Annotated in this window: 16 protein-coding genes; 10 read left to right on the top strand and 6 right to left on the bottom strand. The window is 31.7% G+C overall.

Features of this window, described 5'->3' with window-relative positions; all coding sequences use genetic code 11:
- Positions 1–63: 63 nt before the first annotated feature.
- From WC644_04415 to WC644_04430, 4 genes are all read left to right on the top strand, one after another.
- Positions 64–405 (top strand): P-II family nitrogen regulator, encoded by a 342-nt coding sequence (locus WC644_04415; protein ID MFA5011178.1) that lies wholly within the window; start codon positions 64–66, stop codon positions 403–405.
- A gap of 164 nt (positions 406–569) precedes the next feature.
- Positions 570–896, top strand: coding sequence for a tetratricopeptide repeat protein (locus WC644_04420; GenBank protein ID MFA5011179.1), 327 nt, complete (start codon positions 570–572; stop codon positions 894–896).
- Between the two features lie 129 nt (positions 897–1,025).
- On the top strand, positions 1,026–1,694 hold the full coding sequence (locus tag WC644_04425; protein ID MFA5011180.1) for a hypothetical protein: 669 nt from the start codon (positions 1,026–1,028) through the stop codon (positions 1,692–1,694).
- A gap of 14 nt (positions 1,695–1,708) precedes the next feature.
- Positions 1,709–1,915: a cation transporter gene (locus WC644_04430; protein MFA5011181.1), complete on the top strand. Its 207-nt coding sequence runs from the start codon at positions 1,709–1,711 to the stop codon at positions 1,913–1,915.
- Between the two features lie 33 nt (positions 1,916–1,948).
- Here WC644_04430 and WC644_04435 read toward each other — a convergent pair whose 3' ends face one another.
- The 6 genes from WC644_04435 to WC644_04460 form a co-directional block, all read right to left on the bottom strand.
- Positions 1,949–4,036 (bottom strand): heavy metal translocating P-type ATPase, encoded by a 2,088-nt coding sequence (locus tag WC644_04435; protein MFA5011182.1) that lies wholly within the window; start codon positions 4,034–4,036, stop codon positions 1,949–1,951.
- Between the two features lie 55 nt (positions 4,037–4,091).
- On the bottom strand, positions 4,092–4,739 hold the full coding sequence (locus WC644_04440) for a methyltransferase domain-containing protein (protein MFA5011183.1): 648 nt from the start codon (positions 4,737–4,739) through the stop codon (positions 4,092–4,094).
- Positions 4,740–4,801: 62 nt separating this feature from the next.
- Complete coding sequence (locus WC644_04445) at positions 4,802–5,197, bottom strand: DUF302 domain-containing protein (protein ID MFA5011184.1); 396 nt, start codon at positions 5,195–5,197, stop codon at positions 4,802–4,804.
- An 18-nt stretch (positions 5,198–5,215) separates the two neighbouring features.
- Positions 5,216–5,725 carry a hypothetical protein gene (locus tag WC644_04450; protein ID MFA5011185.1) on the bottom strand — a complete coding sequence of 170 codons (510 nt, stop codon included), beginning with the start codon at positions 5,723–5,725 and terminating at the stop codon, positions 5,216–5,218.
- A 136-nt stretch (positions 5,726–5,861) separates the two neighbouring features.
- Positions 5,862–6,413, bottom strand: a complete 552-nt coding sequence (locus tag WC644_04455; protein ID MFA5011186.1) for a hypothetical protein — start codon at positions 6,411–6,413, stop codon at positions 5,862–5,864.
- Positions 6,414–6,891: 478 nt separating this feature from the next.
- Positions 6,892–7,263 (bottom strand): metalloregulator ArsR/SmtB family transcription factor, encoded by a 372-nt coding sequence (locus WC644_04460; GenBank protein ID MFA5011187.1) that lies wholly within the window; start codon positions 7,261–7,263, stop codon positions 6,892–6,894.
- A gap of 315 nt (positions 7,264–7,578) precedes the next feature.
- Here WC644_04460 and WC644_04465 point away from each other — a divergent pair, with 315 nt between their 5' ends.
- From WC644_04465 to WC644_04490, 6 genes are all read left to right on the top strand, one after another.
- On the top strand, positions 7,579–8,010 hold the full coding sequence (locus tag WC644_04465) for a hypothetical protein (GenBank protein MFA5011188.1): 432 nt from the start codon (positions 7,579–7,581) through the stop codon (positions 8,008–8,010).
- Between the two features lie 16 nt (positions 8,011–8,026).
- Positions 8,027–8,476: an rRNA maturation RNase YbeY gene (gene ybeY / locus WC644_04470; protein MFA5011189.1), complete on the top strand. Its 450-nt coding sequence runs from the start codon at positions 8,027–8,029 to the stop codon at positions 8,474–8,476.
- Positions 8,477–8,482: 6 nt separating this feature from the next.
- A complete protein-coding gene (gene topA, locus WC644_04475; GenBank protein MFA5011190.1) occupies positions 8,483–10,807 on the top strand; it encodes a type I DNA topoisomerase in 2,325 nt (774 codons plus the stop codon).
- Positions 10,791–11,756, top strand: a complete 966-nt coding sequence (gene xerA / locus WC644_04480) for a site-specific tyrosine recombinase/integron integrase (GenBank protein MFA5011191.1) — start codon at positions 10,791–10,793, stop codon at positions 11,754–11,756. The genes topA and xerA overlap by 17 nt, the downstream gene beginning before the upstream one ends.
- Positions 11,757–11,817: 61 nt before the next feature.
- Positions 11,818–12,907, top strand: a protein-coding gene (gene prfB, locus WC644_04485) for a peptide chain release factor 2 (GenBank protein MFA5011192.1) whose coding sequence is annotated in 2 segments (ribosomal slippage) — positions 11,818–11,886 and positions 11,888–12,907 — 1,089 coding nt in all. Because the reading frame shifts where the segments join, the coding sequence is not laid out codon by codon here.
- Complete coding sequence (locus WC644_04490; GenBank protein ID MFA5011193.1) at positions 12,908–14,125, top strand: ABC transporter permease; 1,218 nt, start codon at positions 12,908–12,910, stop codon at positions 14,123–14,125.

Genomic DNA, 14,125 nt, shown 5'->3' on the forward strand with positions numbered 1-14,125 from the left:
AAGAATCCCCGCATTTATAAGCGGGGATAATCCGTTAAATCTAATTTCAGAAAGGACATTGTAATGAAAGAAATAAAGGCAATAATCAGAAAAAACAAATTAACTGATGTAATTATTGAACTAAAAAAGGTTAACGACCTTCCGGGAATAACTATTTCTGAAGTAAAAGGATTCGGAAAGAGCCAGGCAGAAGGAGCAGAGCATAAAATTGTTGATGATTTAATAGAATACGTACCCAAGATTAAATTGGAGATTGTTGTAAATGAAGATTTGGTTAATATTGTTGTTGATACAATACAAAAAACTGCTCATACAGGTTTACCCGGTGACGGTAAAATATATGTTTATGAGATTGAAAGTGTTATCAAAATCAGAACGAATGAAAAAGGGGAATCTGCAATTTGAAAAACAAATAAATATATTTCTTATGCTCTATTTATGATATTTACACTTTTATTTATAATTTTTAATTCAATTAACAGGACTTATTAGTATTTATAGGTATTCCTTTTTATAGTAGTTAGAGGGATATTTTACGTACATGAGAGTCCTTAATATACTTTTGACATATGAAAAAACATAAATTAATTATAGTAGGAATACTTATTTTGTTTTTGGGTTACTTATTTTATCAGCTTAATAATTATTCAAAGATTCCAGAACATATTCATTCTATTGATGATAAAAAACCTGAAGAAAGAACTGACGAGGAAAATATTATGGTCTTTGAAAGAACTCTGCAAACGGAACCGACAAATATTAGTATTATGCTTCAGCTATCAGAACTTTATTTAAAAACAGGACAAAAAAGTAAATCTAAAGACATGATTGATGATATTCTAAAAATAGATCCTGCAAACAAGGAAGCGTCCGAAAAGCTTAAGCAATTAAATTAACATTATTTTGCAAATAACTATAATTTGAAGATCTAAAAAAACACGAGGTAGTTGACAAAGTTTATGTTTAAAATAAGAGTTATTAATATGCATTTAGATAAACAGGATAATTAATTTTAATAAAATAATATGATTCAGATAATATTAGGCGGTTTAATGTTAAGCATTATTCATGCATTGATTCCGAATCACTGGATTTCATTAGTTGTTCTTAGTAAAGTTGAAAAATGGAGCAGGTTTGAGACTGCGAGAATTACTGCGATTGCGGGAATATCTTACACTTTAAGCACAACAATTGTCGGTATATTTATCGGTCTTTTAGGTTACAAGTTAAATGCGGTTATTAATATTATTGGCTCTATATATGCACCTATCGTACTTATTGTTTTAGGATTAATATATATTAGTTTTGGTTTCAGGAATAATAGAACTAACATTAAAAAGAGGCATCACCGCCGCAATCAGAAACATTTGAATGTTAATAAAATTAGGCTTAGGAAGAAAAAACCGAGTTTAGCCTTAATACTGTCATTTAGTTCCGCAATGTTTTTCTCGCCTTGTATAGAAATTGAAGCTTATTATTCTAATGCAGGCAATTACGGTTTAATAGGTATTATCTTACTATCATTTATTTATATCTTTGTAACTGTTGTTGGAATGATAATTTTAGTAGATTTAGGGACAAAAGGAATTGGGAAGCTTAGTGAAAAATTTCTTTTTCTTGAACGCCATGAACGATTAATAACAGGTTTAATTTTGATTGTTATGGGTATAGAATCTTATTTTATTAAATTTTAATTATACAAAAGGTTTTGACACATAATCACAATCAGAATATCGCCGAATACAACAAACCAATTTTAATTGGAATAGCCTTAAACGTACTATTCATTGCAATTGAAATATTCTACGGTTTAATGTCAAATTCAGTCGCTTTGATATCCGATGCCGGTCATAATTCCAGCGACGTTATTTCGCTTATCTTAGCTTTAATAACTTCATTACTAAAAATCATCTGATAAATTTACTAAGTTTAGCAAAAGATAACTAAGTTAACTTTTTAATATCCTGATCGCATTGAAAACTGCAATCAAAGCTACACCCATGTCCCCAAAAACGGCTTCCCACATAGTGGCTATACCGAATATCCCAAGTATTATAAATATTGCCTTTACGCCCATAGCAAACAAGATATTCTGCCACACAATGTTTCTTGTTCTCTTTGCAACATCAATAGCTATGGAAACCTTCGAAGGCGAATCAGTCATCAGCACTACATCGGCGGTTTCGATTGCAGCATCAGAGCCAAGAGCGCCCATTGCTATTCCAATATCCGCGCGGGCAATTACAGGGGCATCATTTATGCCGTCACCCACAAAAGCCACTTTACCTCCCTTGCATTCTTCCATCAAGGTTTCGATATGTTTTACCTTATCCTCGGGCAACAGTTCATAAAAGTATTTGTCGATGTTTAGTTTTTTGGCAAAGTCTGCTGCGGCAAATTTGTTATCGCCTGTTAGCATTACCGTTTGAATACTCTTTGCCCTTAAATTTTCTATAGCTTCTACTGCATCATCTTTCAGAGTGTCTGAAATAATTATGTGCCCTGCATAAATACTATCAATAGCTACATGTACTACTGTTCCTGCCACGTTGCAATGCGGGTGGGCAATATTTTCTTTATGCAATAACTTATCATTACCTGCAAGCACTGTTTTACTATCTATAACAGCTTTGATGCCGTGCCCTGAAATTTCTTCAACTTGTTTAATTCGTGAGCTATCTGGGGCTTTTCCGAAAGCTTCTGAAATTGATTTCGCAACCGGGTGGTTTGAGTTGGTTTCTGCATAAGCAGCATATTCTAAAATATCTTCTTTAGAAAAACCGTTGGAAGTTACAACCTCCGAAACCTTAAACTCACCTTTTGTGAGAGTGCCAGTTTTATCAAATACTACGGTTTTTACTTGTGTTAAAGCATCGAGAAAGTTTGAACCTTTTACCAGGATTCCTTTTCTTGAAGCACTGCCGATACCCCCAAAATATCCTAACGGGATGCTTATAACCAATGCACAGGGGCATGAAATGACCAATACAACCAACGCACGGTAAATCCAATCAGCGAATGTTTGTCCGCTAATTAACATAGGTGGTAAAATGGCCAATAAAAATGCACTGATAACCACCACTGGCGTGTAGTATTTGGCAAATGTAGTAATGAACTTTTCGGTTTCAGCTTTTTTAGTTGATGCGTTTTCAACCAGTTCCAAAATCTTTGACACAGAGGATTCACTGAATAATTTTGTTACCTTGATTGTTAGTACTCCTGTTTGATTAATCATCCCGGATAAAACAGTATCTCTTTCCTTCACTTTCCTTGGAACACTCTCGCCGGTTAAAGCAGAAGTGTCAACAAAAGAATTTCCATCAATTATTTCACCATCAAGAGGGACCTTTTCTCCTGCTTTTATAATAATTGTATCACCAACCTTCACACTTTCGGGTGAAACCTTGTTTGCCTCTCCATTTACTAATAAATTAGCGAATTCTGGCTTTATTTCGAGTAGTGCTTTGATCGATTTGCGGGAACGGCCAACAGCAATATCCTGGAACAATTCACCAGTTACGTAAAATAACATTACCGCCACTGCTTCGGGCATTTGGTCAATTGCAAAAGCTCCAAGTGTAGCTATGGTCATTAAAAACTGCTCGTCAAAAAACTTTCCTCTAATGATATTTTTTACAGCCGATGAAATAACTTTCCAACCCACAATCAGATAACCAGTACCGAACACTAAATACTCCGCAATGTGAAAAGGGGTATTGTGTATCTCTTTTTCAAATATTATTCCTATAAGCAAAAGAAAAAGCCCGGTTACTGCTTTTATTATTGTCCATTTGTTTTCTGCAAGTTCGCTTTTTGAGACTATTGTTTTTTCTTTGTCGGCATCTACAATTTCGACTTCCGGCTCTATCTCTTTCACTCTGGCTTTTACTTTCTCAAAATTGTCTGTATCAATATGCAATGTAGATGTCGCAAAATTCACCGAACAAGATTTAACACTATCCATCTTAGAAAGCCCGTCTTCTATTTTCGAAGCGCATGATGCACAATCAATATTTTTTAACTGATATTTTTTCACGGTTTAATTCTTCATACAATAGTACACTTTTTATTAGAAAATACTAATATAGCATTTAATACTTTATTCTCTTGAATAAAGTATAAATGTACGGCTTTTCACCTCCGAACGGATTAATATAAAGATAATTGAAATGTTCAAGCAAAACAAAATCATTTCCAAGAAATTCGGATATCATTTCCTTATTATAATTTTTAACACTTAATCCGCTGCATTTTTTAGCTCCTTCAAGAGAAAACACAGCAATTATTACATAACCATCTTTCTTAACAATTCTCTTCAATGTGGATAGGTAACCAGACTGTTGTTTCTCATTTGTTAAAAAGTGAAGAACAGTCCTATCGTGCCATAAATCTACCTTTAAAGTTAAATTTATTTTGTTAAGACACGTAATATCATCCACAATGCATTTCACTAACTGTGAGTTTTCTTTCGATAATCTTTCATTTAACTTTTTAAGTGCAATTTCACTAATATCTACAGAAATAATATTCTTATAACCTTGATGAATTAAATTATCAATTAATGTGGTTACACCCGAACCTACATCTAATATTGCAGAGTTTTTATTAAGATCACATTTTGCTATTAATTCTAAAGATGGTTTGGGAATTTCCTCATACCATCCTAAATGATTAATCTCGTTTGCTGAATAAACTTTATTCCAATGCTCTTTATAATCGATATGCTTTTCGTTGTCCAAAAGATTTTCCTTACCGATTATATTTAAAAATTAGAAAACTTTCATAATCATTTAAACAGGGTTTATATATTTTCAATTACATTCTTAAGTTTATTTTGTATAGTTTTTGCAACATCTCCAAGATTCGGATTATTAACAGCTTGCATAGAAGCAATAGGGTCTATAACAGCAACGACTGTTTTATTATTGTCGTTTACATAGACTATTACATTGCACGGCAACATTAATCCTATCTGTTCTTCTGCCTGAAGTGATTTATATGCAAATGGCGGATTGCAGGCACCGAGAATTTTATACGGCTTAAAATCAACATCGAGCTTTTTCTTTAATGTTGCTTTAACGTCTATTTCGGTCAGCACTCCAAATCCTTCTTTCTTTAATTCTTCTGTTACTTTTTCAATTGCTTCTTCGTAATTCAGATTTACAATTTTAGTAAATCCATAATTTGTTTGTTCCATTTTTATTATTCCTTTCTTTTATTCTAATTCAAAACCTTCGTTTTTTATTTTGTTTTCTAAATCAATATACGTAATTGTTTGAGGTTCAAATTCAATATATACTTGAATAGATTCCGGGTGTACTTTAAATGTTTTAACCCCTTTGATATCTTTTAACAGTTGATTTAATTTTAATTCTTGTTCTTGATTTAACTCATTGAAACAGATAACAGTTTTAGATTCGTCAATACTAATATTCTTTATCTTTTTACCTTCTTTATCTACAATCATTTCGGTTTCTAAATATAGACCAAAAGGCAAATTCGTCAATTTTGTCTCTTTACCTTGAAACTTTACTGTCTGTTCAGGGTCAATTTTAACCGGCAAGCAAGCTTTAGTCCCGAATACACAAATTACAATTTGGTCGTTACCTAACTTTTCTTTGCCAATCGTTCCTGTAATTCTTTCAGTTTTATGAGTGCAACTATTAAACAAAATAATCAAAGAGATAACGATAACAAATTTAACTTTAGTAATTACTCTATTCATTTTTTTATAATTATTTTCATTTAAAAATTATCCTATTAGAAACTATAGCTAAATAATAACATTGCCCTTAAAAATCGGGACAATGTTATTATTTTTCAATTCCAATTTCAATACTTTATTATTTTAAGAATTAATATCACCATCCACAACACCCATTACATCTGTAATTTCTATGTGTGTTCATTTTTCCATTGTGCGTGTTTCCATTGTGCATATATCCGCTGCAATCCCAACCCCACCAGCCATTAAAAGCAAAATCATTATAATAAGTTTTCTGACCGTCATTCAGTATGTTTTTGATTTTACTACCTGCTTCAATTTTCAAGCTTTCAATATTGTCTTCAATATTTCGTATATCTTTTTGATATTCTTTGATGCGTTTATTACTGACATCATTTTGTTGCTGGTAATCCGAAAAATCAGAATTGACTTTATACAATTTATTTATTTCAGGTTGTATGAGTTCATCATATTCTGTTTTTATCTTGTCGATTTTTTCTATTTGTTCATCGCTCAGATGATATTTCATCGGTACGTTGTAATTACACCAATAATGTGTTGTATCATTATTTTGATATACTGCACTGAATGGTTTTGTTTGATTCTTTCCCATCAACGAAAAAGAAACAAAAATAGCAACTATTACTATGAATGTTCCCAAAAGCCACTTTTTATTTAATTTTAACATTTTTTTATTCCTTTTATTTTTTAATAAATTTTGTTGTAAATTTATTAATATAATTGATTTAAAAATAATTTTATAATTTTATAAATTCTTTTCTTTTAATATTCGTATGACCGAATTTGAGTTATGGTATGATTAAATAAGAAATGATTCATCGAAAAGAAAAATATCGATGGTGTGTAATGGGTTTTTAATTTGTATGGGTTTTATTTTATCATAATAATCAGCGTATCTATTTATACCGCTTAAATTTTCAGAGTAAAATAATTTATTTATCTTTAGCTTTAAAAAATCGTGTGAATTAAATTTGGTTATCCGGACAGTGGCATCTTTGACAATCTCACAATAATCATGGGAACTCGGATTATCACCTTCGTAACCGTATTGTCCAATTTCAGAATAAACAAATACAAAAAATATCACAATTAATAAAACAGTGGTGATAATATTTATTATTTTATTATTTAATCTGATGAACATCTTATTTTTTTAATTCATTAAAATGTTTCAGAATATTTTTAAGAATACTTTTTATATGATTATCATCCAAGGAATAATAAACCATTTTACCTTCTTTACGAAATTTAACTAATTTAGAATGTCTTAATAATCTCAACTGATGTGAAATCGCAGAAACTGAAACATCCATCAAAGCAGCAATATCACAAACACATAATTCGGCATTAGTGAGTGCAAATAATATTTTAACCCTTGTAAAGTCACTGAGATTACAAAAGGTTTCTGATATTTGAGAAATTAATTCGTTCTCAGGAATTTTCTTTTTGACAAAATTAACTTTTTTTTCATCAATTAAAGTTATTCCGCATATAAGAGTATTTTTTTCTTTATACATAACGTTTGAGCAAATGTTCAAATATAAAATCTGAATAATAATATTGATTGTCAAGATAAATATGAATACTTACACATTACTAAAATCTAAATTTAAGAGAAGGGATTTAAATATTCTCGCTACGATTTGGCTACGATTTCTAGAGAAAATAGGCTATTTTACAGAAAATAGTAGCTAGCAGAGAATCGATAAATTGCTGATAATTAGATTATTTAAAGATTTTGATATTTTTCAATTGAGATTCGTAATCAGCAGGTCGCAGGTTCAAGTCCCGTCGCTAGCTCAATATTAAAATCATTGAATTCGAATCAATAAATGGATAATATCAGCAGTAATAAAAAAGTGTTAAACGAAAGTAATCTTCAGGATTTGGAAAATTTATTTGGTATGAAATTCTTTAAGAATGAGAACGCTTATTCTTTAAAGATTCAAAATCCTATTCTTAGAAGCAATATTGCTTTAGATATTTATTTAGAACCGGCTGAAGATAATCTTATTTCATTATACTCAGAAAATTCCCATTTACAACTTCAATCCTGCCGTTATTTTATCATTAGTAATATGCTTGAAGAGGTGATTTTTTACACTGAATCTGATAATAAAATATCGGGTTTAATAATTTCAAAAAGGGGAGATTGTTCATTATATGCAAATGTAGATAGAACAACTCTGGCTGAGGATTTTATGAAGCTTAATTCCGAAAAATTGCTTTCGGCTGTTGCTCTTTCAGTTATTGAATCGGAGTAATACTAATCTATACATCGTGAAAAAAGTTAAAGTGGGTTTTACATTCCAGTTCCTTTTATTACCGGATAAAGTTAAAAGAAAAGACCTTAAAACATCCATTATAAGCATAGTGAATTTTGTGCTTGTATCTGAGAGAAAATCTCTTGATGTTATTAATTTCTTGTTCTGTGATGATAATACTATAATAGATTTCAACAAGAAATACTTAAAGCACGATTTTGAAACAGATATAATTACATTCTTGTATGAAGATACAGTCTTTTCCGAAAGTGATATTATTATATCATTGGAAACTGTTAAAAGAAACTCTTTAACGTATAAAAGCAGTTATCTTATTGAACTGTTCAGAGTAATAATTCATGGGTTGCTGCATTTGTGTGGTATGAAAGATGACACCAAAAACAAAAGAACAGTTATGAGAAATAAGGAAAACAATTATTTAAAATTAGCAGGTTTAATAAATTAAGTATATATGAAAAAATCATTAGTGATAGTTGAATCACCATCTAAAGCGAAGACAATCAATAAATATCTTGGTAATGATTATGTTGTTGAAGCAACAGTCGGTCATATTAAGAATTTACCGAGAAATAAAATAAACATTGACCTTGAAAACGGATATCTGCCCACATACAGCATTATTGAAGGCAAGGAAAAGGTAGTTAACAGGATCAAAGAAATTGCAAAATCGTCAGATAGTGTGTTTATTGCAACAGACCCAGATCGTGAAGGTGAAGCAATTGCTTCTGATATTGCTGAAGAAATTAAAAAAGTAAATAAAAACATTAAAAGGGTATTATTCAACGAGATTACAAAATCTGGTGTTGATACCGCTATGAATAATCCTCTTGATATTGATGACAAGCTTGTCGAATCACAAATGGCAAGACGAGTTATGGACAGAATACTTGGTTACAAGGTAAGTCCTTTTCTTTGGAAGTCTTTTTTCTATGGTCTTTCTGCAGGAAGAGTTCAATCTGTAGCGCTGAAACTAATATGCGAAAAAGAAGAAGAAGTACGAAAGTTTATTCCAAAGGAGTATTGGTCAATATTCGGAATATTCTCAAAGCCTTCAGGAAGCTCAAAACCATTCAACGCAAAATTATATAAAATTAATGATGAGATTGTTAAGTATAATGGAGATGAATTTTGTATTCACAACATTGATGAAGCTCATAAGATTATTGAAAATTTACGAAACAATAAATTCAAAATTACAGATATTCAGGTAAAGGAAGTTAAACGAAATGCACCTCTTCCTTTCACTACATCTGTTCTTCAGCAGACTGCATCTTCAAAGCTTGGATTTACACCAAAAAGAACTATGCAGCTTGCACAGAAACTCTATGAAGGAGTCGAAATAAAGAAGGGTGAGGGCAATGTGGGTTTAATAACCTACATGCGTACAGACTCTTCACGAATCAGCAATGATGCAAAGAAAATGGCAAGTGATTTTGTTGTTAAAAATTACGGTAAAGAATATGTTTCCGGTATTGTAAAAGAAGGTAAGCAGAAAGCAGTAAAAGCTCAAGATGCTCATGAGGCTATACGTCCTACTGACGTATTTATGACATCCGATAAGCTTAAGAAACTTGATAAAAGTGTTCTTGCACTCTATACTTTAATTTGGCAGAGATTTGTTTCTTCTCAAATGATGCCAGCAGTCTTTGATCAAAAAACAATCTTGATAAAAGCTATAAATCCAACAGGTAATAAAGTCGAATATATCTTCAAAGCAGTTGGTAGAATAACTAAATTTCTCGGATTTCTAAAAGTATATGAGGATACAGTTGAAGACCAAAACAATTCTGGAGAGGATGATGAAATTTCGATGCTTCCAGAAGATATAAATATTGGCGATTTGCTCAAAGCTGCCAATATAAATAAGCAACAACATTTCACTTCACCACCTGCTCGTTACACTGAAAGCAGTCTTATAAAGCAGCTTGATACACTCGGAATTGGAAGACCGAGTACTTTTGCATCTATTGTCTCGACGGTTATAGATAGAAAATATGTAGATCTTGTAGAGCGAAAATTGTTTGCAACAGAACTTGGTATTCAGGTTAATAAGATTCTACAAGAATATTTCCCAGATGTTATAAATACAAAGTTCACTGCGGATATGGAAGAAGAACTTGATACCATAGCAAACGGTGAGAATTCATATAAAAATGTGCTTGATGATTTTTACATCCCGTTTAATAACGATTTACAGCTAGCTGAAGCGGCTGCTCCCGGAATAAAGAAATCATTAATAGAAAAGACAGACATAAAATGTCCTGAATGCGGCGATACTGATGGTGGTGTTATGGTTAAGAAGTGGGGTAAGAATGGACTTTTTTATGCATGTAACAGGTATCCAAAGTGCAAAGGTACTTTATCTCATGAGGCAAATGCACCCATTAAACAAAAACCAATTGATAATTTGACATGCCCTTTATGCAAATCTGAAATGCTTTTAAAAGTCGGACCTTATGGAAAATTTTATGGTTGTATTAATTATCCCAAATGCAAAGGCATACTTCCGGTCACACTTGGCATAAAATGCCCTAAATGTAATAAAGGTGAAATATTAGAAAGACGAGGTGGTAAGCGTAGAACTATATTTTACGGATGCACTAATTATCCTGAATGTGATTTTATAGAGAATGGGATGCCTGTTATAACGAAATGTGTAAGCTGTGGTAATGATTATATGGTTAAAAAGAAAACTCTGAAAGACGGAGAATTTTTATATTGTACCAAATGTAAACATAAAGAGATTCTTAAGGAAGATCATGCAGAAATCAAATAATCTTGTTTTATTAATTCACGAATTCCTTGATTATTTATATTTAATAAGAAATTATTCGCAAAACACGATTATTTCATATCAAACAGATTTAAAACAGTTTTATGATTTCATAATTCTTTCATACCATGGCAAAGCGGATTATTCTGAATCTGAAAAACTTAAACTATTCTTTGATATAAATAGTATTGATATACTAATTCTTAAATCATTCATATCAGAACTTTTTGAAAAACAAAAGTTTAATATAAAGAAAGTACCCAAATTTTCAAACCGTTCAATCACAAGAAAAATCTCGGTTTTGAAATCTTTCTTTAAGTATCTTTATAAAAAAGGAATTATTAAAAGTAACCCTGCATCAGGGCTTGGTTTCCCAAAGATTGCCAAGAAACTTCCTTCTTTTCTCTCTCAGAATGAAATCAATAAACTTCTTGATAAGATCGGAAATGGCGAACTCAGTTTTATTAACAAAGCAATTATCGAATTATTCTATGGAACCGGTATCAGATTAAACGAATTAATAAACCTTAAATTATCAGATGTTAATTTCAGCAAGAAGACTATTAAGGTGATGGGAAAAGGCTCCAAACAACGAATTGTACCATATGGAAGCAAAGCTGACAATGCTCTAAAGGATTATTTACAAATAAGAGATATTGTTAATATTAATAAGCTTGATATACTTTTTGTCACAAAGAAGGGGAAAAAATTCGGACCTGTTGAATTACGCAGAATGGTAAATAAAAATCTTTCATCAGTAACAGACTTAAGGAAAAAATCACCCCATGTTCTTCGGCATTCTTTTGCAACCCATTTATTGGATAATGGCGCAGATATACGTGCAGTAAAGGATTTACTCGGACACGAGAATTTATCGACAACACAAATTTACACTCATGTAAACCCTGAACAACTTAAAAAGGTTTATAAACAGGCTCATCCTAAAGCTTGAATAATCTTTTTATAGTAACTTTTTTTAGCTAATTTTGAATACTAAGAAATTTTAAAATACATTGTTTGATCAACAGAAATACAGATTAAAGGACTCGAGAGATAAACTAGAAACTCTAAGGAGGTATCTTTGAAATACCTAATAAGATAATCCGCTTAACTGAATTAGAAAACCATTCTCAGGAAAATAATTTTTGGGGAGACCAGAAATCCGCACAAGTGATTCTTCAGGAAATATCTAATCTAAAGAAATGGATTGAAGATTTTAGCACAGCAGAAAAGATGCTTTCAGATGTGGATATATTGATGGAAATTGGTGAAGCAGAGAATGATGATTCACTTTCCGATGATGTTGACAAAGAAATATTAGCTTTTGAAAAATATCTTGAAGAATTAGAATTTAAGAATACACTATCTGATAAAGATGATAAGAATGACGCAATACTAACGATTAATTCCGGAGCAGGAGGTACTGAAGCTCAGGATTGGGCTGAAATGCTTATGAGAATGTACATAAGGTATGCAGAAAAGAACAAGTTCAAAGTTAACCTTGTGGACAGGCTTGACGGAGACGGAGCAGGCATAAAAAGTGCTACTTTGGAAGTTTCCGGGGATTATTCGTATGGTTATTTAAAAGCTGAGAACGGAGTACATCGTTTGGTTAGGATATCTCCTTTCGATGCAAATAAAAAGAGGCATACTTCCTTTGCCGCTGTTTTTGTTTCGCCGATAATTGATGATAATATTGATATAGAAATTAGTCCATCTGATATTAAGGTAGATACATTCAGAGCGGGTGGAGCCGGAGGTCAGAATGTTAATAAAGTTGAAACAGCAATAAGAATAACTCACATTCCTACAGGAATTGTTGTACAATGCCAAAATGAGAGATCACAGCTTCAGAACAGGCAGAATGCTATGAAGATGCTACGTTCAAAACTGTATTTGATGGAAAAGGAAAAGCAACTTGAAAAACTAAATGATATTGAGAAATCTAAGAAAAAGATTGAATGGGGAAGTCAGATTAGGTCATACGTTTTTCATCCGTATAATATGGTAAAAGATCACAGGACAAATTATGAAACATCTGATACTCAATCAGTTATGAATGGTGAAATTGATGAATTTATAAGATCATATTTACTGAGCTAAATGAATTACAAATACTTTATTGCAAAACGTTATTTATTTTCTAAAAAGGATTCTAAGTTCATATCCTTCATTACTTACATCTCAATCCTTGGTGTTACGCTGGGGGTAGCAACTCTCATTGTTGCAATCTCAATTCTAAGCGGTTTTGAAAAAGAGATAATGAATAAAGTTGCAGGACTTGTTTCTCACATACAAATACATTCATTTAAGTCTGAAGGAGTTAAAAATTATAAAGACGTAATAATTACAATAAATGACTCCATACCAGATGTGACAGCTGTTACTGCGTATGTGCAGAGAGAAGCAGTAATAAGATATAAAGAAAATGTTGAAGGGATAATGCTGAAGGGAGTAATTCAGGCGACCGATTTATCCTCAACCAGATACAATATTATTAAAGGAGAATACAATATTCAACCTGTTGATACAATCTTTTCGAAATTAATTGTCGGTGATAAACTCGCTGAAAAGCTAAACATACAAGTCGGGAGCAAAGTAATAGTTTTCGGTTTACATGGCATACCGTCACCACTTAATACACCTAAAATTAAACAGTTTATAGTCAGTGGTATCTATGAAACGGGTTTGAGAGATTATGATGACATATTGATATACACAGACCTTAAAACAGCACAGTCTTTATTCAATTATGGAGAATATGTAACAGGAATTGAACTGAATGTAAAAGATATTGAAAACGTAGAAGCTTCAGTATCTAAAATAAAGCAAGTACTTGGATATCCTTTTTATCCAAGGTCATTGTTTAAGTTGTACAAGGGATTGTTTACGTGGGTAGAATTGCAGAAAGCACCTACCCCGATTGTTCTAGGCCTTATTATAATCGTTGCAGCATTTAACATTGTAGGTACACTACTTATGCTAGTACTTGAGAAGACTCAATCTGTTGGAATATTAAAAACATTAGGTGCTTCCAGAAAAGATATAATGCAGATATTTATTTTCGATGGAATAATAATAGGATTTATTGGGATAGTTTCAGGGAATATTCTTGGAATTGGTATAGCACTTGCAGAATTAAAGTTTAAATTCTTTTCGCTACCGGAATTTTATTACATGAAAAATGTACCAATCTTAATTGTTCCGGAGTATATCGTGTTTATTTCAATCATCACAATTTTCTTAGTATTTTTAGCAACATTGGTACCAGCTTATCTTGCTTCGAAGTTTGATCCGGTAAAATCAATAAGATTTAATTAA

The organism is Ignavibacteria bacterium (assembly GCA_041649015.1).
In the GTDB taxonomy this organism is placed as follows: domain Bacteria; phylum Bacteroidota; class Ignavibacteria; order Tepidaquicellales; family Tepidaquicellaceae; genus CAIKZJ01.

What these genes read in the sequence shown, in the direction of transcription:
- WC644_04415 (MFA5011178.1), top strand. Translation starts at nt 64, where the DNA reads ATGAAAGAAATAAAGGCAATAATCAGAAAAAACAAATTAACTGATGTA.
- WC644_04420 (MFA5011179.1), top strand. Translation starts at nt 570, where the DNA reads ATGAAAAAACATAAATTAATTATAGTAGGAATACTTATTTTGTTTTTG.
- WC644_04425 (MFA5011180.1), top strand. Translation starts at nt 1,026, where the DNA reads ATGATTCAGATAATATTAGGCGGTTTAATGTTAAGCATTATTCATGCA.
- WC644_04445 (MFA5011184.1), bottom strand. Translation starts at nt 5,197, where the DNA reads ATGGAACAAACAAATTATGGATTTACTAAAATTGTAAATCTGAATTAC.
- WC644_04450 (MFA5011185.1), bottom strand. Translation starts at nt 5,725, where the DNA reads ATGAATAGAGTAATTACTAAAGTTAAATTTGTTATCGTTATCTCTTTG.
- WC644_04455 (MFA5011186.1), bottom strand. Translation starts at nt 6,413, where the DNA reads ATGTTAAAATTAAATAAAAAGTGGCTTTTGGGAACATTCATAGTAATA.
- WC644_04460 (MFA5011187.1), bottom strand. Translation starts at nt 7,263, where the DNA reads ATGTATAAAGAAAAAAATACTCTTATATGCGGAATAACTTTAATTGAT.
- WC644_04465 (MFA5011188.1), top strand. Translation starts at nt 7,579, where the DNA reads ATGGATAATATCAGCAGTAATAAAAAAGTGTTAAACGAAAGTAATCTT.
- topA (MFA5011190.1), top strand. Translation starts at nt 8,483, where the DNA reads ATGAAAAAATCATTAGTGATAGTTGAATCACCATCTAAAGCGAAGACA.
- xerA (MFA5011191.1), top strand. Translation starts at nt 10,791, where the DNA reads ATGCAGAAATCAAATAATCTTGTTTTATTAATTCACGAATTCCTTGAT.
- WC644_04490 (MFA5011193.1), top strand. Translation starts at nt 12,908, where the DNA reads ATGAATTACAAATACTTTATTGCAAAACGTTATTTATTTTCTAAAAAG.